The following is a 22061-nucleotide window of genomic DNA, read 5'->3' as shown; positions in this document are numbered from 1 at the left end:
CGTGAGCGTTGCAGCCAATCACGCTTACCTCGACGGTTATCTCGATAACCTGATCAGCCAGCGCCAACTGGCACCCTTGACTACAGTCAGCTACCGTCGCGATTTGCTGGAATTGATTGCATACGCGACGGCGAGCGACAGCAATGCCTCACTCGCGTCAGTCACGCACTTCCAGATCCGAAAATTTACCGCGCAACTGCATGCCAAAGGCTTGAATGCACGTTCCATTGCGCGCAAATTATCGGCATGGCGTGGCTTCTTCACTTGGCTATCAGAACAAAACGCAATCACCTCCAATCCGGTCGATGGCATCAAGCCCCCCAAACGCAACAAACCCTTGCCGAAAGCATTGGCTGCCGATGATGCAGTGCGTCTGGTCTCAGAAACACGTCCCGGTAAAAGCGCAGATTCAGCTATGCAACTATGCAATCGCGCCATGTTTGAGTTGCTGTATTCCAGCGGCTTGCGTGTGTCGGAATTGGTGGGACTGGATGTACGTTACGCGCAGGAGAGTCGCTACACCTCTGCCGGCTGGATCGATTTCGACGCACATGAAGTGATGGTGACCGGCAAGGGCAACAAGATGCGCAGCGTGCCGATAGGACAGGCAGCCATGGATGCACTCGCATCCTGGCTGGCCATACGCAATACGCTGGTGAAATTAGACCCACATCCGCTGTTCTTGAGCGAACGCGGCACACGCGTTTCGGCACGCGTCATCCAACTGCGCCTGAAAGCACATGCGCAAGCGATAGGCTTGCCGACCGACGTCCATCCACATGTATTGCGCCACTCTTTTGCCTCGCATGTATTGCAATCTTCCGGTGACCTGCGCGCCGTGCAAGAGATGCTGGGACATGCCTCGATCTCTGCGACGCAAATTTATACATCCCTCGATTTTCAGCGTCTGGCCCAAGTCTATGATGCCGCTCACCCTCGTGCGAAAAAGAAGCCGGCCTAACAAACTGCAACACCATTCTGCTGCACCCAATCACTAATCCACACTCGCAAGACGCGTCGATAATCACGCAGTTTGCAACTCAATTGCAAATTTGCGGCATAATCAACATACTATTTAATTGAATCAGCATCATCATGAAAAAATCCGCCGCCCCAGACTATCCGGCATTGGCTGAAAGCCAGTTACGCGAAACATCCGTACGCGCCACCGATGCGCGCATCAAGGTATTGGCCTCCTTGCTCGGCGCACCTTATGCCTTGTCGCACCAAGACGTGCAAGACAAGTTGGTCGACATGGACCGCGTCACACTCTATCGTGCGCTGGATTGCCTGACCGACGCCGGACTCGCACACAAGATTGCCGGCGACGATCGCGTCTTTCGCTATAACGCGGGCATAGAGCATCACGAACACGGCGACAAGAATCACGCGCAGCAACATCAACACGGCCATTTCAAATGTACGCGTTGCGCCAAAGTATTCTGCATCGATAACATCGATGAAAAATTGTTCGCCACCGATGCCAAGTCGAACTCACCTACTGCAACGCTGCGCCAGCAATTACAAAGCGTGATGCAAGACACGTTAGGCAAAGGCTTCCAAAGCCACGAGATCGAACTCACCATCAAAGGCTTGTGCGCAGATTGCGCTCACTAAAAGATTAAATAACATGGCACTGATACCAACCACCATCCTCACCGGCTTCCTCGGCGCCGGCAAAACCACGCTGCTCAATCGCATACTGCAAGAGCCGCATGGCTTCAAGATTGCCGTCATCGAAAATGAGTTCGGCCAGGAAAATATCGACAATGAAATTCTGGTGCAAGACAGTACCGAGCAAATTATCGAGATGAATAATGGTTGCATTTGCTGCACCGTGCGCGGCGATTTGATCCTCGCACTGACTGCACTGGCGCAAAAACGCAATGCCGGCGAACTGCAATTCGATCACGTCGTGATTGAAACCACCGGCCTTGCCAATCCCGGCCCAGTCGCACAAACCTTCTTCGTCGATGAAGAAGTCGCATCCGAATATCTGGTCGACGCCATTATCACCGTAGTCGATGCCAAGCATGCAATGCATCAGCTAGACACTTTTGAAGAAGCGCAACGTCAGATCGGTTTTGCGGATAAGTTGCTGTTGTCGAAGACCGATCTTGTCAGCGCCGATGAATTAAAGGTGCTGACCGAACGCATCAAACGCATCAATCCGCGTGCACCCATAGGCACCAACGATTTTGGCCGCGTAGCAATTGCTGATGTACTCGACTTGCGCGGCTTCAATCTCAACGACAAGCTGGAAATCGATCCCGACTTCATTGCTGCCGAAGAACATGCACATGAACATCATCACGAGCACGACCATGCTTGCGATGCGCACTGTGAACATGATCATCACGACCATCATCATGGACATCACAGCGACAATATTTCCGCCTTCGTTTTCAAAAGCGATCGCCCTTTCAATACAGAAAAACTGGATGAGTTCCTCGGTGGTCTGGTACAAGTATTTGGCCCGCGCATGCTGCGCTACAAAGGCGTACTGTGGATGGATGGCGCAGACCGCAAAGTCGTGTTCCAGGGCGTGCACCAAATCATGGGCACAGACATAGGCAGCAAATGGGGCGAAAACGAAACACGTTCCAACAAAATGGTATTTATTGGACAGAATCTTCCGAAAGCAACGTTTATTTTCGGATTAGAACAATGTTTGGTATAAACTACCGTGGTTTTGAGTCCAGGGGATAAGGGCCTGGGTGATGCTAAAGGTGTGAGTCTCGCACGCAGGGCACGATAAGATCCGAGTGTGGGAAAGTTCATTGAGGACAAGGGACTATGAACGCAACCGTCACAAAATCTGCAAAAAGCGCAAAAAAAATTGCCCCGAAGAAGGCTGCAGCGACTACTCGTGCAAAGCCTGTCAGCAAGGCACCCGCAAAAAAATCACCTGCGAAAACAGTCGCAGGCAAAGCCGTCAAGACCGCGAACAAAGTGGTCAAGCCGGCATCTAAGCCAGTAGCCAAAGCGGTAAAAAAACCACTGGCAAAGAGTGCGGTAAAATCACCCAAAGCTACTGTCAAAACGAAAGTGACGGCAGTAAAATCCAGCGCTGTAAAAAGTGCTAAACCATTGGCAAAGCCAGTAGCGAAAGCAAAACCGGCAGTCAAAAAGACAGCGAGCCCAGTAAAAAAAGTTACGGCAACCGTCAGCAAGTCGACAACAGCCGCGACAGCAAAACCGAATAAAGACGCATCTCGGGCCGGAACCAGCAGTAGCAGCAAGACTGTCTCCAGACCCGCAGATAAAATTGAAAAACCCGTAGTTTTGAAGGCAAGCGCAGTGGCAACCAAATCAAGCAAATCAACATCAGTCGCAAGCGACACCGAACTGTTAACCGAAGCGCAAATCTTGAAGATGGGCGAAAAGGATTACATGAATGAGGCTCAACTCGAATTTTTCAGAAACCGCCTGAAGCAACTTGAAAAAGACTTGTTGAAAAACGCCGACGAAACGACCGAGCATCTGCGTGAAACCGTTCTGGTACCCGATCCAGCTGATCGCGCCACCATCGAAGAAGAGCACGCTCTGGAATTGCGCACACGTGATCGTGAACGCAAGCTGTTGAAAAAAGTTCAGCAATCGTTGGTCAGCATTGACTCCGGCGATTATGGCTGGTGCGAAGAAACAGGCGAACCTATCGGCGTACCACGCCTGCTGGCTCGTCCTACCGCAACACTGTCGCTGGAAGCACAGCAACGTCGCGAACTGAAACAAAAACTGTACGGCGACTGATTCCAGTCTGAATCGATAGGTTCTCGCAACCTATCTACCAATAAAGCGCGCGGCACACTATCCGCGCGCTTTGTTTTTTTGTAGAATGCAACCATGTTGCAAATATCTAACCTGACGCACCGCTATGCCGATGCGCACATTCCCCATTTAGCTGTTCCTGCGTTTTCGCTGGCACAGGGGGAGCACGCGATCATCATCGGGCCTTCCGGCAGCGGCAAATCTACTCTGCTGCATTTGATCGCGGGCATCCTGACGCCGCAAACAGGCGCTTTGCAGGTTGCCGGCATCGATGTGTCGTCGCTGACTTCACGCGCAGCAGATCAATGGCGCGGCAAGACCATAGGCTTTCTCCCGCAAAAGCTTGCACTGATACCCAGCCTCAACGCACACGAGAACATCCTCTTATCCGCGTATGCCAGCGGACAGTTAAACGATACCGTTCGCGCGGATGCCTTGCTGAATGCACTCGGCTTGGCAGACAAGGCTGAAGCAAAGCCGCATCAATTAAGCCAGGGACAACGTCAGCGTGTGGCATTGGCACGCGCGATGTTCAATCACCCACAATTGCTGCTGGCCGATGAACCAACCGCCAATCTGGACGACGAAGCATGCAACACCGCCATCGCCTTGCTGCTGACACAAGTGGCTGAGATAGGTGCTTCCCTGATCATTTCCACACACGATGCGCGCGTACTCCATGCTTTGCCACAGGCAAAAGTTTTACTGCTATCCGCAGCTCAGCCTGGAGCATCCGTCTGATGGCACTGAACGCATTTACGCTCGCGCTCAAGTCGCTGCGACACAAACCGTTATCCAGCACATTGAATATGTTGTTAATGGCAGTCGGCATCGCGATGATGACCTTCGTCCTGTCCGCTTCAACGCAACTCGCCGATAACGCACTGCGTGATGCAGAAGGCATCGATCTGGTCGTCGGCGCCAAAGGTTCGCCATTGCAGTTGATACTGTCTTCCATCTATCACGTCGATACGCCGACCGGCAATATTCCCTTGGCAGCGGAAGCGCAGTTGCAGCAAAACCGCATGGTAAAAAAAGTCATGCCGCTGGCACTGGGCGATAGCTATCACGGCTTCCGTATAGTTGGCACCAATAGCGATTACATCGCGCATTACCAAGGTGCGATTGCACAAGGAAAAATATTCGATGCGCCCATGCAAGCCGTCTTCGGAGCGCAAGCAGCAAAGCGCACCGGCGCGCAGATAGGTGCTGACTTCTTTGGCTCACACGGTTTGTCCAGCGCAGGCGAAGTGCATGAAGATGCTGCCTTTCAAGTTGTCGGCATATTGCAGCCAACTGGCACCGTGCTGGATAGATTGATCCTGACGCCAGTCGCATCGGTATGGCAAGTGCACGACAAAACGCACGGGCTCGATGCCAGTGACGCACAAGAAAAAGAAGCAATGGATGAAACGCGTGAACTGACTGCACTGCTGGTGCAATATGCATCACCACTGGCAGCCATCACCATGCCCCGCCTCATCAATAGTCAGAGCGAATTGCAGGCAGCGCAACCAGCGTTGGAAGCAGCCAAGTTATTCCGCATGCTGGGCGTGGGCATAGACGTCTTGCGTGGCATCGCCGGCATTGTGCTGCTTTCTGCCGCTCTTTCCATGTTTGTCGCGCTGTATAACGCGCTGGAAGAACGCAAAGCCGATCTCGCCATTCTGCGTACGCTAGGTGCACCGCCGTCCAAATTATTCATGTTGTTGTTGATAGAAGGCATCTTGCTGGCGCTGATAGGCGCAGCACTCGGCTGGCTGCTGGGGCATCTTGCGGTCGAAGTGTTGGGACGTATCCTGAGCGAAGATCAAAACCTATCACTCTCCGGTTTTATTTTCAGTATTGATGAAGTGTGGCTGTTGTTACTTGCGTTAGGTACCGGATTGATTACCGCGTTGCTACCGGCACTGCGTGCATATCGCACCGATATTGCCAGCACCTTGTCACACTAAATACATACATTAAATTCTGAGGTAGATATGAAATATTTACTGATCACTTGCGCCGCACTCTGGGCTTTTTCTGCACATGCGAAAGACAGCGAACACAAGAGAGAAGTCATAGCCCAGCACCAGGCAATCGCTGCAGCGCACTATGCAGCAGCGCGCTGCATCAGCAAGGGCAAGGATGAAAAAACATGCCATGCAGAACTTGCTGCTGCCTGCAAAGGCCTAGCATTGGGCAAGCTGTGCGGTATGCGTCATGTGCATTAAGCATTTTTTGCCAGTCGTCATGACGCGCCCAGTACAATGAGCAACCCGATGTTCTTACGATTACTTGATGGAATGATCATGCGCCCGACCTCCCGCATTCTGCTACTCGCCTTGCTGGCACCGGCTCTAGCCTTCGCCGCCGGGCCATCGACTGCGCCGCAGCAAGGTCAGCAACATGTCGCACCACCCGGCGTAGGCAATACACCAGGACAGATGCCGGTTCTGTATGACATACAAGGTGTGACTTCGTGGAGCACGCTGGCCAAGGTCAAGCAAGTGAAAGTAAAGAATCGCATCCTGCCTGAATTCAGCAAGGATATTGCTGCGCTGAACAATCAGGAAATCAAGGTGCAAGGTTTCATGATGCCTTTGGAGCCGGGCGAAAAACAAAAGCACTTCCTTATATCGCTAATGCCACAAAGCTGCAGCTTCTGCCTGCCGGCCGGACCGGAAGGCGTCGTTGAAGTGAAATCCAAAACACCGGTCAAGTACACGCTGGAGCCCATCATTGTTTCCGGCAAGATGGAAATCATGAAAGACGATCCCATGGGCTTGTACTACCGCATGAGCAACGCAACACTGGCATCGAATAAATAAAACACTTTCGTGAAATCCGCATACTCGTCACCTGCCGCTTCCAACCGCCGTCTTTGCTTCGCCGCATTGCTGGTAGTGGTTGTGCTGTTCGCGCAGTGGATGGGCATGCGTCATCGGATAGAACATGCGGATTGGGCTGGTAATCACCACCTCATCGCCCATGCAGCAGATCAAGGTATCGCCGAACCCGACCTCGAATACGCTGGCGACAAATCACATTCCTGTACCTTGTACGACGGCATGGCGCTGGCCGACAGCGCACCACTATTACCATTCGCACCCGTACTACAAACCAGCGTACAAGTGCTCGCTTTATGGGCAGCCTACATCTCGTGGGATGCCCCGCTACTCTGCCACTTCTCTTCCCGCGCACCGCCACGGGCGTAACTGAATTTCCTTTCCTGCCGCATCCGATCACATTGCTATCGGCTTGCGCTCGTCTTTATTCGTTTTCAAGGAAGTATCATGATCGCCCAACGCACTCTATTGGCCAGCGCCGTCCTATCCGCGCTCGCCTCTTTATCTACATCTGCTCTTGCTCAGTCGGCAGAACAAACACTGCCTGCCGTCGTCGTTACGTCTACACCATTCGGCAATGATGAAAACGCTCAAATCATGGCACCAGCCAAAGTGCTGTACGGCGATGAATTGCGCGAGAAGCTCGGCAACTCATTAGGCGATACGCTGTCGCAAGAACTCGGCGTCTCCGCCTCGGCTTTCGGTGCCGGCGCGTCGCGTCCCATCATTCGCGGCATGGAGGGTCCACGCGTCAAGATTCTGCAAAACGGCATGTCGGTAATGGATGCATCCAGTCTGTCGAATGACCACGCCGTCGCTGGCGAAGCATCGACTGCGCAACAAATCGAAATCCTGCGCGGCCCGGCAGCATTGCTATACGGCTCCGGCGCAATAGGCGGCGTCGTCAACATCATCAACAACCGCATCCCTACCGTCCTAAACGCCAAGCCAACCGGCGATGCAGAAGTGCGCTACGGCACGGCAGATCAAATGAAGAATATGTCCTTCTCCATTGATGGCGCGGCGGGTGACATCGGCCTGCATGTTGATGGCAATGCTCGCGATGCAAAAGATTACAAAATCCCCGGCAACGTCAGTCTGAGCGATCCAAGTTTAGGTTCAGGGAAATTACCCAACTCCTTCGCACGCTCCAATAGCGTTGGCTTCGGCGCATCGTATATTCAAAGCTGGGGACACATAGGTGCATCGGTCGGCGTCAACGATGATCGCTACGGCATTCCCACCGCAGAAAAATCCTTCATCACCTTGAAGCAAAATCGCTACGACATTGATGGCTTGATCAAGGAACCGTTCGGCAACTTCGAATCCTTCCGCTTCAAAATCGGCCACACCGATTACAAGCACACAGAGAATCAGGCCGACGGCACACCGTCCACCGATTTCAAAAACAATGCGACGGAAACGCGCTGGGAATTGACGCATAAACCGATCGCCGGCTGGCGCGGTAGCTTCGGTCTGCAAACAGAAAACTCAACCTTCTCCGCCTTGGCGGCCGATGGCAGCGGACCAGAAACAGTACCGATCACCAAGAGCACATCGATTGCAGGCTTCCTGGTGGAAGAACGTGATTTCGGCCCCTTCCGCGTCAGCGCAGGTGCCCGCATCGAATCGGTCAAACGCAAACCTGATGCCACATCAGGCCTGGTACAGCGTGACTTCAATCTGGGCTCATATTCGTTGGGCGGCTTGTGGACCTTCACCAAGGGTTATGGCCTGGGCTTGACCGGATCAGTGGCACAACGTGCGCCAGCAATTGAAGAACTGTATTCCAACGGTCCGCACGAATCGACCGCCACCTACGATATTGGTGATGCCAATCTGCGCAAGGAAACTTCGCACAACATCGAATTAAGCCTGCAAAAAACCGAAGGCTTGATCCGCTGGAAAACCAATGTCTTCCAGAATAATGTGAAGAACTACGTCTACGGCCGTACCGATGGCACACGTGTCGATGACACTGGTGCTGTCGATCCTAGCGGTGAATTCATGGAGCGCTTCTGGTCGCAAAACGACGCTGTCATACGCGGCATAGAAGCAGAAGTCAGCTATAACCTGCGCGGCAACGGTTTGTCGTGGCGCGGTTTTGCCGATACTTCACGCGGCACCTTGACCGGCGCCGGTAATCTGCCTTTGCAACCGACTACCCGCTTCGGCGCGGAAATCGGCTATCGCGAAGGCAACTGGCGTTCCGGCTTGAAGGTATTGCATGCAGAGAAGCAAGACCGTCTGGCCAGTTTCGAGAATTTCGTCACGCCATCCTATACGCAAGTCGATGCCAATTTGTCGTACACGCAAAACTACAATGCCATGCCGATTACCTGGTTTGCCATCGTCAAGAATTTGCTGAACGACGATATCCACCTGTCAACTTCGGTGCTGCGTGAAGTGGCGCCGCTGCCGGGCAGAAACCTGATTATTGGCGTGCGCACCAGTTTTTAAAACCAGTCCTTAAAACATGTTGTATCGCTAACGCAAATTTTTGCCTATACAAGGCGACCCACTGTAATCGGCGGGTCGCTTTGTGTTACCTTTAAGCGGATTTTTAACACTGCCTCTAAAGGGGCGTCTTAACAACTTGGCGTACTTATTAAAATTGCACGCCATTGCTTATCAGGATAGACGTGGGGATTTTTTCGCTATTTGGCAAGAAGGAGCGCCAGCCGGCACGAAAGCCGACTGAAGCGGAATCTTCGCAAAAGAAACGTGACAGCAATACGGCTCGCGTTAACGCAAAAAGCGAAAACGAACAGGTGCAGCGCAAAGCCGCGCATGCGACCGCCATGAAGATCGATGCCATCGAATCGGAAATGTCGTCGGAGTTCGTCAAACCCTTGCCGTTCAGTGGCAACACCATGCCCGGACCACCTAGCCAGTTTCTCAATACCAACACGCGTGCACCAGATACGCAGATCAACAGCAAACCCAAAACCGTAGCACCGCCACAGTTAGATCAGCCATCGATGCTGCCCGACATCATGGGAGCCAGCACTGCATTCTTGCTGGGTGCAGAAACCGTCATCGGACCGGTCGCCATTTCCAAATCGGAAGCAGCGCCTGTTATTGAAGAAGCCGCCATTCTGTTTGCCAACGGCCAAACCGATCTGGTCGAACCAGTATTGTTAAATGCCATTGCAGAAGAGGCGCTCGGCAACACACCGCTGACAGTGTGGGGCATGTTATTCGACCTGTATCAAATCACCGGCCAACGTGCATTGTTTGAAAACCTGTCTATCGAATACGCGAACAAGTTTGAAATGTCGCCGCCGACATGGGTAGAAAGCAGCGCCACCGAAACGCCCAAAGCGGCTGTCGCACGCACTAGCACCACACCGAGCGTTGCCTTCTCCGGCAAACTCGACGCCAGCATCATCAAGCAACTGGAACGCATCAAGAACTTGGCTGAGATGAGCGATGTGCTCAAGCTGGAATTTGCGCGCGTGGCAGAAGTCCATCCAGTCGGCTGTGGCTTGCTGTTAAATATCCTGAAACGTTTGCAAAAATCCAATCACAAGCTGATCCTGGTCGGCGCGCCTGAATTGGCAGAAAAAATCCGTGCGATTCTGCAAGTAGGTCGACGTGATGAAACTGAAGCACCATGGCTGCTATTGCTCGAAATCCTGCGCCTATTGAATCGTGAATCCGATTTCGAAGAAACCAGCATCGATTACTGCATCACCTTTGAAGTATCGCCACCCGCCTTTGTCGCACCGCAGAACAAGGTTGTGACCGATGCGGAAGAATCCGTCACACTGGATGACGAGCGGCTTGATCATTTCATGATGCCGGTCGTGATCGACGCGCGCACCGACTCACTGGGCAAGAACATCACGGTGTATGCACACACACATAATCCCGTGATCCTGGATTGCACACAGCTGACGCGCATGGATTTCAACGCGGCAGGACGCTTGTTCGGTGATTTACTCCCGCTGATCAACAGTGGCAAAACCATAGAACTGTATAGCGCCAATCATTTCATCATTGCCTTATGTGATGTCATGGGAATAACAGAAGCAGTACGCATCGTCCCGCGCAAAAACTAAGATCTCTGCAATATCACGGCACAATTTCGACTTGTAATCGCATAGTCCGTCCCCATTTTTTCGTGAGTATCCGCTTTTGGCGCGATGACTCATAACCTCAGCCCATTCATTACAGAGGCAAGCATGGAACAATTTCACGGCACCACCATTTTGTCAGTGCGGCGCGGCAACATTGTTGCGCTCGGCGGCGATGGACAAGTCACATTAGGCAATATCGTCATGAAGGGCACTGCGCGCAAAGTGCGCAAGGTCTACAACGGCAAGGTACTGGTCGGCTTTGCCGGCGGCACCGCAGATGCCTTCACCTTGCTGGAGCGCTTTGAAAGCAAGCTGGAGAAGCATCAGGGGCATTTAATGCGCGCCTCGGTGGAACTGGCCAAGGATTGGCGCACCGACCGCATGTTGCGCCGTCTGGAGGCCATGTTGCTGGTCGCCGATCATGAAACCACACTGATCATCACCGGTAACGGCGACGTGCTGGAACCAAACGACGGCATAGGCGCGATCGGCTCCGGCGGCACTTACGCACAATCGGCCGCCAAAGCCTTGCAAGAAAACACCGATCTGTCACCGCTGGAAATCGTCAAGAAATCACTGACGATTGCAGGCGAACTCTGCATCTACACCAATCTGTCGCACACGATAGAAACGCTGGATTAACGTGTTGACCGTAACATTTTGCGAAAAAACATCATGAACATGACACCCAAGGAAATTGTTTCAGAACTCGATAAACATGTAGTCGGACAAGGCCGCGCCAAGCGCGCCGTCGCGATTGCATTGCGTAACCGCTGGCGTCGTCAGCAAGTCGCCGAGCCTTTGCGCCACGAGATCACGCCCAAGAACATTCTGATGATAGGACCGACCGGCGTCGGCAAAACCGAAATTGCACGCCGCCTCGCCAAGCTGGCTGATGCACCTTTCATCAAGATCGAAGCCACCAAGTTCACTGAAGTCGGTTATGTAGGCCGCGATGTAGACACCATCATCCGTGACCTGATCGATATCGGCATCAAGCAAACACGCGAGGCAGAGAAGAGCAAAGTACGCGCACGCGCTGAAGATGCTGCAGAAGATCGCATCATCGATATTCTGGTACCGCCAGCACGCGATTTCGGCTTCCATCCATCGTCCTCCACGACTCCATCTGACACTGCACCAACCACGGGCAACGCCACACGCCAGACTTTCCGCAAGCGTTTGCGTGAAGGCACCATGGACGATACCGAGATCGAAATCGAATTGGCCGAAGCCGGTCCAACGATGGAAATCATGGCACCGCCCGGCATGGAAGAAATGACCGAGCAAATCAAATCAATGTTCTCTGGTGTGGGGGCTAGCCGTAAGAAAACACGCAAGATCAAGATCAAGGATGCGATGAAGCTCTTGATCGAAGAAGAAGCCGGCAAGCTGGTCAACGAAGATGAGCTGAAGCAAAAAGCCATCAACAACGTTGAACAAAACGGCATCGTCTTCCTCGATGAAATCGACAAGATCGCGACCCGCTCGGAAAACGGCGGCGCCGATGTCTCGCGTGCTGGTGTGCAACGCGATTTGCTGCCTTTGGTTGAAGGCACTACCGTCAATACCAAGTACGGCATGATCAAAACCGATCACATCCTGTTCATTGCATCGGGTGCTTTCCATCTGGCCAAACCATCGGATTTGATCCCGGAACTGCAAGGCCGCTTTCCGATACGCGTGGAATTGGAGTCTTTGTCGATTGCCGACTTCGAACGCATACTAACCAGCACCGACGCCTGCCTGACCAAGCAATACGAAGCCCTGCTGGCTACCGAAGGCGTGAAAATCGAATTCTCGCCGGACGGTATACAGCGCATGGCGGAAATCGCTTATTCAGTAAATGAAAAAACTGAAAACATCGGTGCGCGCCGCTTGTACACAGTGATGGAAAAATTACTGGAAGAAATCTCGTTTTCCGCTACGGATAGCCCAGAGCAGACGCTGGCTATCGATGCCGCCTACGTCAATGAAAGACTGGGCGCATTGTCAGTGAATGAAGATTTGTCACGTTACGTGTTGTAATCGGATGGCGCGCATGACAACACCATGCGCGCCATAAATGCCATGGCCAATAAAGCACTCGCCAAACGACAGAAGCTCACGATACGCATAGAGCCTACACAACAAGCGCTGAAACCGCGCAATCACGTCGCGCTCGCGGCCAAACAACGTGTGGGCGGTGCACATCAAAAATCCATTTCCGGGCAACGGCAAGAGCAGAAACGTTTGCTGAAAACCAAGTTGTCAGAACCGGAAGAGCAGTAAGCAGCCACAAATTCCCAATACCCTACTGAATCAATCGACTATCGGATTGTCGATTGATCCGGCGCGTTTTGTTTGTTATAACAAACGCGGGACGCTCATTTCACACGCGTGATAACAAGCTTGAGGAGAACATCATGGCTCTACCGCACGCAACATCCGGCCAACTGATCGACATACGCCCACTCGGCACGCGCATCTCCAGCGCCGTCTCGAACGCCCTGTTTAAAACACCCCAACTTGAATTGATGCGCTTGGTACTCCCGCGCGGCAAAGGTATGCCTGAGCACAAGGTGCCCGGTGCCGTCACGATTCAATGCCTGGAAGGCTCTATCGAATTGCATGCGCATCAGGCTACGCAAATCTTGCGCGCCGGTGAATTGGTCTATCTGGCAGGCGGCGAACCGCACTCCCTGCATGCGCTGGAAGACTCGTCCGTTTTATTGACGCTGCTATTGCAGCATTGATGTGGAATTGAAAGCATCGCCGGGCGGCGATGCTGGAAAATCAGGCAGCAGTCTCGTCACGCGAATCGCGTGACAGCAAGCGCTTCACCATCTCACGTGGTGAGTCATCTTCAAACAATACACCTGCAACAGCATTGGTGATCGGCATATCAACACCATGCTCAGCCGCCAACTCACGCACGGCTTGCGCGCAACGTACACCTTCTGCCACGTGACCTAGCTCGCGCACTATCTGATCCAGTTTCTTGTCTTGCGCCAAACCCAAACCAACCTTGCGATTACGCGACAAATCGCCGGTGCAGGTCAAAATCAAATCGCCAACACCAGCCAAACCCATAAAGGTTTCCACCCGACCACCCAGCGCAACACCGAAACGTGTGATTTCTGCCAAGCCGCGCGTAATCAGTGCCGCACGCGCATTCAAGCCCAGTCCCAGGCCATCGATAATTCCGGTGGCAATCGCGAGGATATTTTTAACTGCGCCGCCAACTTCGACGCCGATCAAATCGTCAGTCGAATAAATACGAATAGTTTGTCCGTGCATTACGCTAACGACACGCTCACGCAATGCTGCATTATCGGATGCCATCGCTAATGCGCATGGCAAACCACGCGCAACTTCCTGTGCAAAAGACGGGCCGGATAAGGCACCGGCAGGAATCTCGCCACCCAATATTTCATGCACGATTTGATGCGGCAATAGATGCGTTTTTTCTTCAAAGCCTTTGCATAACCAAACCAGATTGGGAATTGCATACGACTTCAATTGCGTCGCCAGCGGCCGCAAGCCGGACAGCGAAGTTGCGACCAGCAACAAGCCATCCGATCCGACATGCGCGATCGCTGCTGTCAGATCAGAGCTCAAAGATAAATTGTCTGGAAAACGAAATCCTGGCAAATAAGCCGAATTCTCGCGACGCGTTTCCGCATCCTGCATGACGCTTGCATCGCGCCCCCACAACACAACGGAATGGCGATCAGCCAGCGACATCGCCAAGGCTGTGCCCCATGCGCCTGCGCCAAGTATTGAGATATTCATGCGGTGGATTTGGTGACCAAGATGGAGAGAATACTAACAGGCAAAAGACGAACAACCGTCATTGGATAACAAGGCCTACAACAATGCGATGCAATCAGATGCGACAGAGACGATTACTCGCCCCACACTTCACTGACTTTGGCAAAACCAATTTGACCATCACGATGCTTGAGCTTGACCCAACCGGCAGCCGGTGGTGCGGCTAATTCCAGCAATACGCCTTTGTCTGCAGTACATACGGTGGCAGAAGCATCATCGGCAGTAGCATGCAATTTAACGTTGGCAACGGTCACGACCACATTACGTTTTGCAGTGAGTGTCTTGGCCTCTACCCATGCCAGATCGCCAGCTGCGTCACGCACCTTGCTCCAGCCTTCTTGCGTCAACACAACTTCTACCGGCATGCCGCGCGGTGCCACGAATACTTTGCGACCTTTTTCGGATGGTGCGTTATACAAGACCGCAGGATTCGCGCCTACCGATTTGTATTCAACGGCGTGAGCCACACTCGTGCCCAGTACGGCAACAAACAGGACGGAGAAAAGAGGAGCAGACCATTTCATGTAAATCACCTTCGGAATTGTCTGGAGCGCTGCAGGCGCGTTTAACAACGCACCTGCAGGCATATTGAAAAGCTTAGTGTCTTGCTGCCGAACCGTCGGCCATTACGATGCCTGTGCTGTTTTCAGCTTGCTGTTGCGCCAGGGCTTCCAGACGTTGCTGATAGAACACTTCGAAATTGATTTCGGACAGATGTACAGGCGGGAAGCCGGCACGCGTAATTGCATCCGCGATATTGGCACGCAGGTACGGGTAAATCACGTTCGGGCAACCGATGCCAAGCAATGGATCGAGTTGTTCGTCCGGGATATTGCGAATTTCAAAAATACCGGCTTGCTTGCCTTCAACCAGGAAAGCAATCTTGTCATTGATCTTGGCCGTTACCGTGATGGTCACGGACGATTCAAAAATACCTTCAGCCAGTGGCTGCGCACCGACATCAACCGCGACTTCGATCGAAGGTTGTTCCTGTTCCAGGAAAATAGCTGGGGAATTCGGTTGTTCGAGCGACAGATCCTTCAGGTAAACACGTTGGATCTGGAATACAGGTTGCAGATTTTCGTCAGCCATGAAGCACTTTCATTGAGATTAAATAAGGAGGGCATCGCCCTCCTGCTTACTTGCGAATAGTGGAATTTATACGCTTACGCGCTTTGCAGCAAGGCATCCAGCTTGCCTTGACGTTCCAGCGCGTTCAAGTCGTCAAAACCGCCAACATGGGTTTCGCCGACATAGATTTGCGGCACAGTACGGCGTCCGGTCTTCTCCATCATCGCCACGCGTTGTGCGGGATCGAGATCGATACGGATTTTTTCAATATTATCTATGCCTTTGGCCGCCAACAAACGCTCTGCCATCGTGCAATACGGGCAGACGCCTGAGCTATACATCACTACATGCGCAGTCATAATTTTTCCTCTTTACTTGGTGACCGGCAAACCTTGCGATTGCCAAGCATCCAGCCCACCGAGTAAACTAGTGGCTTCGGTGAAACCCTCTTTCTTCAGTTGTGCGGTTGCTTTGGTCGATTGCAAGCCCTTGGCACAGACAACAATCACCGGACGAGCTTTGAATTTTTCCAATTCAGCCACGCGGCCTTTCAATTCTTTCAACGGAATGTTTTTCGCATCACGGATATGGCCGGCAGCGAAATCAGCTGCAGGACGCACATCAAGAATCAACGTTTTTCCTTGATTAATGATCTGAGTTGCTTGCAATGCAGTAACTTTGGCACCTGTGCGTTGCAGGGTATGGAGGACTAAAGCGCCACCGGAGACCAGTACGATGCCGATGAGGAAAATGTTATCAATGATGAATTTCACGGTGTTCCAATTAGTTGAAAGAGTGTTCGCATTATAAAATAGAAGACCGAATACAATTCGGATTCGGCATTTTGCATCAAAAAACCATTATTTATCTACTTGAGCCATGTATAAAATCGTATTGATGCGTCACGGCGAGTCCACATGGAACCTCGATAACCGCTTTACCGGCTGGGCTGATGTCGATCTGACAGAAAAAGGTCGTACCGAAGCTAAACATGCTGGCAAATTGCTGCGTGAAGCAGGCTTTACGTTCGATCTTGCTTATTCCTCCGTCCTGAAACGTGCAATCCGCACCATGTGGCTGACACTGGACGAAATGGACTTGATGTGGATACCGGTCGTCTGCGACTGGCACCTGAATGAACGCCATTACGGCGCCCTGCAAGGCATGAACAAGGCGGAAACCGCCGTCAAGTTCGGCGCAGATCAAGTCATGACCTGGCGTCGCAGCTACGATATTCCGCCTGACCCACTGGATCCGGCCGATCCACGCACATCCTACGACGATCCTCGCTACGCCAATCTGAAGCGCGAAGAAATTCCATTGGCAGAGTGTCTGAAAGATACGTTGATCCGCGTCGAGCCGTATTGGAAAAACACTATCGTGCCGTCCATACTCGCCGGCAAACAGATCGTCATTTCGGCGCATGGCAACAGCCTGCGCGCCTTGATCAAGATACTGGACGACATCAGCGATGCAGATATCGTCAGCCTGAACATCCCGAACGGTCGCCCTATCGTGTATGAACTGGATGAGAACCTGAAACCTATTCGTCACTACTACTTGGGTGACCAAGCATCGCTGGACGCGGCCGTCAAAGCTGCTGCCAGCCACGGGCAAACTGCCTAAACTCCGTGCCAATATCACCGCGATCTCGTATTAAATACAGTAAAACCATGCCCGTCAGTCAACACCAGCAACGATGGCCGGGCATGCGTCTCTTGGTCATCGGCGCTTTGCTGGCCATGTTCTTCGGCGCTCAATCTAGCGCGCACGCCCAAAAAGCCACCGACCGCAGCAAGCAAAAAAAGGTCGCCGAGAGCGAACGCGCCGATCTGCGGCAAAAGCTCAATACGCTGAAACGCAGCATAGATAAGACAGAAACTGCAAAAAGCTATGCCGCCGACGCTTTGGCCAAATCGGAGGAAGCAATCTCCGACGCCAAGCGCACCTTGAGCGATCTGGCGCAGGAACAAAGACAAACCGAAGCCAAGCTGAACGACTTATCCAAACAACAAGCCGCGCTGCAAAAAATCGTTGAGACCCAGCAAAACCAGCTCGCCAAACTGCTGCGCGAGCAATACATCGCCGGCAATGAAGACCGCATCAAGCTGCTGCTATCCGGCGACAACCCGAATCGCATCAATCGCGAGCTGCAGTACATGGGCTACGTCTCGCGCGCGCAAGCGACTTTGATCGAATCGCTACGCGCCAATTTGCAAGCCATCGAAGAAAACCAGGCAGAAGTACAAAACGCCAAGCAAGAACTTGATGAAATTGCCAGTGAAGCGCGCGATCAGCACGCCATCCTGCAAAAAGAAAAAGCCCAGCGCGCCACTCTGCTCGCACAGTTGTCGAACAAACTCACCGCCCAGCGCAAAGAAGCCGGCAATATCGAACGCGACGAACGCCGCCTTTCCAGTCTGGTCGACAAACTGGCCGTATTGATTCAGGAACAGCGCAAGGCTGAAGCCGCGGCAGCAGAAAAACGTCGCCAGGAACAAGCCGCACGCGCCAAGGCGGCACGGGAAAAACGTCTGGCGCAAGCCAAAACCCGCACTACCCCAGATAATCGTGCTTCCAACGGTAAAATTTCCAACCCGGATGCGATCGAAGACGATGAACCGCCAGCCAAATCAATGGCCAGGAATGAACTCACACCCGATGCTAGCGTCCAAGACGGAGTATTTGCTGCTTTGCGTGGGCGCTTGCACTTGCCGGTACGTGGCGATCTGACTGCCAAGTTCGGCAGCAAGCGCGGCGATGGTCCTAGCTGGAAAGGTCTGTTTATTCGGGCTGCCGAAGGTTCGGAAGTCAAAGCTGTTGCTGCCGGTCGCGTCGTTTTCGCCGAATGGCTACGTGGATTTGGCAATTTGATCATCGTTGATCACGGCAGCCAATACATGACGATTTACGGCAATAATCAATCCGTGTTGAAACATGCCGGCGATACCGTCAAGGCAGGCGATATCATCGCCAATACAGGTAATAGCGGCGGTAATGAACAATCAGGTTTATACTTTGAAATGCGGCACCAAGGCCGCGCGTTTGACCCACTCGGTTGGGTAACTATTAGGTGAACATGGGAACGAAACTCAAAAATATCGGACTAGTCGGCTTAGGCATGATTGCCGGCGTGATCGTAATGGGGACACAACTGGATGCGATGGCGCAGAAAAATGCCACCGGTACGCCACTACCACTAGAAGAATTACGTCAGTTATCCGAAGTATTCGGTCTCATTAAATCGGATTACGTAGAACCGGTCGACGACAAGAAGCTGCTGACCGAAGCCATTTCCGGCATGGTCTCCTCGCTCGACCCGCACTCCGCCTACCTTGACAAGAAAGCATTCAAGGAATTGCGCGAAGGCACACAAGGCAAATTTGTCGGCCTCGGTATCGAAGTCGGGATGGAAGACGGCTACGTCAAAGTTATCTCCCCTATTGAAGATTCACCAGCTTATCGCGCCGGCATCAAGGCAGGCGATTTGATCACTCGTCTGGATTCCACGCCGGTCAAAGGCATGACGCTGGACGAAGCCGTCAAAAAGATGCGCGGTGAACCCAACACCAAAATCACACTGACCATCGCCCGCAAGGACGAAGACAAACCTATCATCATCACGATCACACGCCAGGAAATCCGTGTGCAAAGCGTGAAAGCGAAAATGGTAGAACCTGGCTATGCGTGGCTGCGTGTCTCGCAATTCCAGGAACCAACCGTAGATGACATGGCGAAGAAAATCGCTGCACTGTACGCACAAGACCCGAACCTGAAAGGTTTGGTACTCGATCTGCGTAACGATCCGGGCGGCGTATTGCCAGGCGCAATCGGCGTCTCCGCAGCGTTCCTGCCTAAGGATGTAGTCGTCACTTCCACCAATGGTCAGTTGCCGGACTCCAAAGCAACCTTCTACGCACGTCGCGAATTCTATGCAACGCGCGCAGTCGGCGATCCACTGGCGAAACTGCCGGAAGCATTGAAGAAAATCCCTATGGTCGTGCTGGTCAACTCCGGCTCCGCATCGGCATCTGAAATCGTGGCCGGCGCGTTGCAGGATTACAAGCGCGCCACCATCATGGGTACACAAACCTTCGGTAAAGGCTCGGTGCAAACCATACGTCAATTGTCTGCAGATACTGCAGTCAAGCTGACCACCGCTCGTTACTACACGCCGAATGGTCGCTCGATCCAGGCAAAAGGTATCGTGCCGGATCTGATGGTGGATGAAACAGCAGATGGCGATGGCTTGAACGGTCTGCGTTTACGCGAAGCGGATTTGCAAAAGCATCTGAGCAACGACAAAGACAAGGGACCGGAAGTCCATGCTGAAGTCGATGCTCCGGCAGAAGAAGCACGCCTCGCTGCATTGGAGAAAAAACGCAAACCACTGGAATTCGGTAGCAAGGATGACTTCCAGTTGACGCAAGCCTTGAATCACTTGAAGGGCTTGCCAGTTGTTCTGTCGAAAGTGAAAGCTGAAGCCAAGAAAGAAGAACCTAGCATCAACAAACCGAAGACAGAACCAAAAGCAGAACCGAAAAACGGCGACAAGAAGTAATCGTCATCGCTCACAAAAAAGGCCGCAGCGATGCGGCTTTTTTTGATTGTTCCGATTATTTTTATTCCTGTATCAGCATCACGGATTATTTATGAACGACCACCAACTACTGCGCTACTCACGCCATATCCTGCTCGATGAAGTCGATATCGAAGGCCAGGAAAAACTGTTGGCAGCGCATGCATTGATCATAGGCGCAGGCGGCCTCGGCTCGCCTGCCGCGTTTTATCTCGCGTCTGCAGGCATAGGCACCATCACGCTGGTGGATGACGACACTGTCGATCTCACCAATCTGCAGCGCCAGATTCTGCACACAACGGAACGTGTAGGTCGACCAAAGGCAGACTCCGGCAAGCAAACACTGGAAGACATCAATCCGACCATCAATATCATCGCGTTAAAAGAACGCGTATCCGGCGAACGCTTGAACGAATTGGTGCGCAATGCGTCTGTCGTGCTCGATTGCAGCGACAATTTTGCAACCCGTCATGCGATCAATCGTGCCTGCGTTGCCAATCGCGTACCACTGGTATCAGGCGCTGCGATCAAGTTCGACGGCCAGATCAGCGTGTTCGATCCACGCGGCGGCAACGCACCTTGCTACGCTTGTCTATTCCCGGAAGATCAGGAATTTGAAGAGGTAAATTGCGGCACCATGGGCGTCTTCGCTCCACTCGTCGGCATCATAGGTAGCATGCAGGCGGCAGAAGCATTGAAGCTGGTCGCGGGAATTGGTGAGTCACTGGCTGGACGTTTGTTATTGCTGGATGCTCGTACGATGGAATGGAGCAGCATCAAGATCGCACGCAATGCCAATTGCAGCATATGTGGACAAGCACACTAAACACCACATCAACAATCAGCACCAACTGACGAAGAACGTGTCATTCACTCACGTCAGTTGTTCGTACAAGCCGGTAATCTTGTCCATCGTCTCCAGTATGCGTTCACTACTGGTTGCAACATTGGTAGCGAAGCGCACTTTGCTATCGTTGCTGATCGCACTGCTTTTCAATGCCTGGTCGAAGAAAAACCATTGTTGCTGCGCCAGCGTGATTTCCTGTTTGATGAGCAGTGTATTTTTCGGCGAAGCTGACAACTCTGCCATCGCCGTCAAAAATTCATCGCGCGCCTTGGCCAGATTAACCAAGGCATTCGATGAAGCCACACCCCAATTGATCGCTTGATAGAACTTTGCCATACGCTGCGACAGCATGCGTTGCCGTCCAGCGATATTGACGAGATGTCCGGCCGTGCTTCCCGCTAATTTTTCCAATTGCAACGTTGATGCATGCGCCAATGTCAGCACTTCTTCATTGATCGTCATGACCGATTTGGCGTCTTGCTGATTCGGTGGATTCTTTATCAATACCTCTTTGTAGCTTCCCCACGTTTTTTTCAAATCAACCAGCGTTGCCTTGTTCTCCTGCGTAGGTGCGTACGATTCCAGATCAGCCAATTGGCGCTCGAACAAAGCCATCGATAGCGTGAATATTTTCTGTGAGCGAGGCAAATCGATGGATTGCCCGATCTGCAAATAGGATTTGGCCAAACGTTGCGACAGCATGCGCTGACGACCGGATTTATTGATGGCATCGTTGATGCTGCCTATACGCGCATCGGCCTGTGCATACACACCGACCAACAAGGTGGAACTGGCCAGTAGACTGGCATGGAGAAAGTGACGCCTGTTCATTTTTATTCCTTATTATTCTTTGACTAAGGCAAATATCGTGAGTAACGCCATGCGTTGCACTATTGATTCGGTGCAAAAGCTGTGCCAAGCGCTATACGATCTCCATCAAAGTAGCCATATCCAATAAGGATGATTTTCCCCACCCAAACTGGTGCGCAAAGCCAATATCAGTAATAAGCAGGGTAATGAACGCACCAACAAGGGCTGATCCAGCCTTTACATAACTTTACGGCTCG

26 protein-coding genes are annotated in these 22061 nt (G+C 52.5%); 19 read left to right on the top strand and 7 right to left on the bottom strand.

Features of this window, described 5'->3' with window-relative positions; translation table 11 throughout:
- Position 1 precedes the first annotated feature (1 nt).
- The 3 genes from xerC (at position 2) to AC07N2_RS06770 (ending at position 2680) form a co-directional block, all read left to right on the top strand.
- Complete coding sequence (gene xerC, locus AC07N2_RS06780) at positions 2-961, top strand: tyrosine recombinase XerC (RefSeq protein WP_494777557.1); 960 nt, start codon at positions 2-4, stop codon at positions 959-961.
- 134 nt (positions 962-1095) lie between these two features.
- Positions 1096-1617, top strand: coding sequence for a Fur family transcriptional regulator (locus AC07N2_RS06775; protein WP_494777556.1), 522 nt, complete (start codon positions 1096-1098; stop codon positions 1615-1617).
- A gap of 13 nt (positions 1618-1630) precedes the next feature.
- Positions 1631-2680, top strand: coding sequence for a CobW family GTP-binding protein (locus AC07N2_RS06770; protein WP_494777555.1), 1050 nt, complete (start codon positions 1631-1633; stop codon positions 2678-2680).
- A 97-nt stretch (positions 2681-2777) separates the two neighbouring features.
- Here the strand turns inward: AC07N2_RS06770 and AC07N2_RS06765 are convergent, their stop codons facing one another.
- Positions 2778-3344 carry a hypothetical protein gene (locus AC07N2_RS06765; RefSeq protein WP_494777554.1) on the bottom strand — a complete coding sequence of 189 codons (567 nt, stop codon included), beginning with the start codon at positions 3342-3344 and terminating at the stop codon, positions 2778-2780.
- Positions 3345-3393: 49 nt separating this feature from the next.
- On the opposite strand from AC07N2_RS06765, the gene dksA reads away from it, so the two are divergent.
- From dksA to AC07N2_RS06705, 12 genes are all read left to right on the top strand, one after another.
- On the top strand, positions 3394-3753 hold the full coding sequence (gene dksA / locus AC07N2_RS06760; RefSeq protein ID WP_494777553.1) for an RNA polymerase-binding protein DksA: 360 nt from the start codon (positions 3394-3396) through the stop codon (positions 3751-3753).
- 93 nt (positions 3754-3846) lie between these two features.
- Positions 3847-4512, top strand: a complete 666-nt coding sequence (locus AC07N2_RS06755; protein ID WP_494777552.1) for an ABC transporter ATP-binding protein — start codon at positions 3847-3849, stop codon at positions 4510-4512.
- The gene (locus AC07N2_RS06750; RefSeq protein ID WP_494777551.1) at positions 4512-5726 is read left to right on the top strand and encodes an ABC transporter permease; all 1215 of its coding nucleotides are present in this window, start codon (positions 4512-4514) and stop codon (positions 5724-5726) included. The genes AC07N2_RS06755 and AC07N2_RS06750 overlap by 1 nt, the downstream gene beginning before the upstream one ends.
- Positions 5727-5753: 27 nt before the next feature.
- On the top strand, positions 5754-5987 hold the full coding sequence (locus AC07N2_RS06745) for a hypothetical protein (RefSeq protein WP_494777550.1): 234 nt from the start codon (positions 5754-5756) through the stop codon (positions 5985-5987).
- A 78-nt stretch (positions 5988-6065) separates the two neighbouring features.
- Positions 6066-6584: a DUF3299 domain-containing protein gene (locus AC07N2_RS06740; RefSeq protein ID WP_494777549.1), complete on the top strand. Its 519-nt coding sequence runs from the start codon at positions 6066-6068 to the stop codon at positions 6582-6584.
- 9 nt (positions 6585-6593) lie between these two features.
- Complete coding sequence (locus AC07N2_RS06735) at positions 6594-6971, top strand: hypothetical protein (RefSeq protein ID WP_494777548.1); 378 nt, start codon at positions 6594-6596, stop codon at positions 6969-6971.
- Positions 6972-7049: 78 nt separating this feature from the next.
- The gene (locus AC07N2_RS06730) at positions 7050-9062 is read left to right on the top strand and encodes a TonB-dependent receptor (protein ID WP_494777547.1); all 2013 of its coding nucleotides are present in this window, start codon (positions 7050-7052) and stop codon (positions 9060-9062) included.
- Positions 9063-9244: 182 nt separating this feature from the next.
- Positions 9245-10666 carry an STAS domain-containing protein gene (locus AC07N2_RS06725; RefSeq protein WP_494777546.1) on the top strand — a complete coding sequence of 474 codons (1422 nt, stop codon included), beginning with the start codon at positions 9245-9247 and terminating at the stop codon, positions 10664-10666.
- 123 nt (positions 10667-10789) lie between these two features.
- Positions 10790-11326: an ATP-dependent protease subunit HslV gene (gene hslV, locus AC07N2_RS06720; protein ID WP_076593202.1), complete on the top strand. Its 537-nt coding sequence runs from the start codon at positions 10790-10792 to the stop codon at positions 11324-11326.
- 33 nt (positions 11327-11359) lie between these two features.
- Positions 11360-12712, top strand: coding sequence for an ATP-dependent protease ATPase subunit HslU (gene hslU / locus AC07N2_RS06715; protein WP_494777545.1), 1353 nt, complete (start codon positions 11360-11362; stop codon positions 12710-12712).
- Between the two features lie 24 nt (positions 12713-12736).
- Complete coding sequence (locus tag AC07N2_RS06710) at positions 12737-12955, top strand: hypothetical protein (protein WP_494777544.1); 219 nt, start codon at positions 12737-12739, stop codon at positions 12953-12955.
- Between the two features lie 134 nt (positions 12956-13089).
- Positions 13090-13419, top strand: coding sequence for a cupin domain-containing protein (locus AC07N2_RS06705; protein ID WP_076593200.1), 330 nt, complete (start codon positions 13090-13092; stop codon positions 13417-13419).
- A gap of 40 nt (positions 13420-13459) precedes the next feature.
- Here the strand turns inward: AC07N2_RS06705 and AC07N2_RS06700 are convergent, their stop codons facing one another.
- The 5 genes from AC07N2_RS06700 to AC07N2_RS06680 all read right to left on the bottom strand — a co-directional run bounded on the left by AC07N2_RS06700 (position 13460) and on the right by AC07N2_RS06680 (position 16341).
- Positions 13460-14458, bottom strand: coding sequence for an NAD(P)H-dependent glycerol-3-phosphate dehydrogenase (locus AC07N2_RS06700; protein WP_494777543.1), 999 nt, complete (start codon positions 14456-14458; stop codon positions 13460-13462).
- A gap of 113 nt (positions 14459-14571) precedes the next feature.
- Positions 14572-15021 (bottom strand): SH3 domain-containing protein, encoded by a 450-nt coding sequence (locus tag AC07N2_RS06695; RefSeq protein WP_494777542.1) that lies wholly within the window; start codon positions 15019-15021, stop codon positions 14572-14574.
- Between the two features lie 73 nt (positions 15022-15094).
- The gene (secB, locus tag AC07N2_RS06690; protein ID WP_494777541.1) at positions 15095-15589 is read right to left on the bottom strand and encodes a protein-export chaperone SecB; all 495 of its coding nucleotides are present in this window, start codon (positions 15587-15589) and stop codon (positions 15095-15097) included.
- A 74-nt stretch (positions 15590-15663) separates the two neighbouring features.
- Entirely contained in the window at positions 15664-15927 is a 264-nt protein-coding gene (gene grxC, locus AC07N2_RS06685) for a glutaredoxin 3 (RefSeq protein ID WP_076593196.1), read from the bottom strand.
- Positions 15928-15939: 12 nt separating this feature from the next.
- On the bottom strand, positions 15940-16341 hold the full coding sequence (locus tag AC07N2_RS06680; protein ID WP_494777540.1) for a rhodanese-like domain-containing protein: 402 nt from the start codon (positions 16339-16341) through the stop codon (positions 15940-15942).
- Between the two features lie 106 nt (positions 16342-16447).
- Here AC07N2_RS06680 and gpmA point away from each other — a divergent pair, with 106 nt between their 5' ends.
- The 4 genes from gpmA to AC07N2_RS06660 all read left to right on the top strand — a co-directional run bounded on the left by gpmA (position 16448) and on the right by AC07N2_RS06660 (position 20973).
- On the top strand, positions 16448-17194 hold the full coding sequence (gene gpmA / locus AC07N2_RS06675; protein WP_494777539.1) for a 2,3-diphosphoglycerate-dependent phosphoglycerate mutase: 747 nt from the start codon (positions 16448-16450) through the stop codon (positions 17192-17194).
- Between the two features lie 83 nt (positions 17195-17277).
- A complete protein-coding gene (locus tag AC07N2_RS06670) occupies positions 17278-18645 on the top strand; it encodes a murein hydrolase activator EnvC family protein (RefSeq protein ID WP_494778126.1) in 1368 nt (455 codons plus the stop codon).
- A gap of 2 nt (positions 18646-18647) precedes the next feature.
- Positions 18648-20129 (top strand): S41 family peptidase, encoded by a 1482-nt coding sequence (locus tag AC07N2_RS06665; protein WP_494777538.1) that lies wholly within the window; start codon positions 18648-18650, stop codon positions 20127-20129.
- A gap of 91 nt (positions 20130-20220) precedes the next feature.
- The gene (locus AC07N2_RS06660) at positions 20221-20973 is read left to right on the top strand and encodes a HesA/MoeB/ThiF family protein (protein ID WP_494777537.1); all 753 of its coding nucleotides are present in this window, start codon (positions 20221-20223) and stop codon (positions 20971-20973) included.
- A gap of 48 nt (positions 20974-21021) precedes the next feature.
- On the opposite strand, the gene AC07N2_RS06655 is transcribed toward AC07N2_RS06660, so the two are convergent.
- Positions 21022-21825, bottom strand: a complete 804-nt coding sequence (locus AC07N2_RS06655) for a type IV pili methyl-accepting chemotaxis transducer N-terminal domain-containing protein (protein WP_494777536.1) — start codon at positions 21823-21825, stop codon at positions 21022-21024.
- Positions 21826-22061: the final 236 nt, after the last annotated feature.

Source organism: Herminiimonas sp. GW821-FHT09C12 (assembly GCF_059416385.1).
The sequence above is the reverse complement of the archived record's forward strand: the minus strand, read 5'-3'. Positions and strand labels throughout refer to the sequence as shown.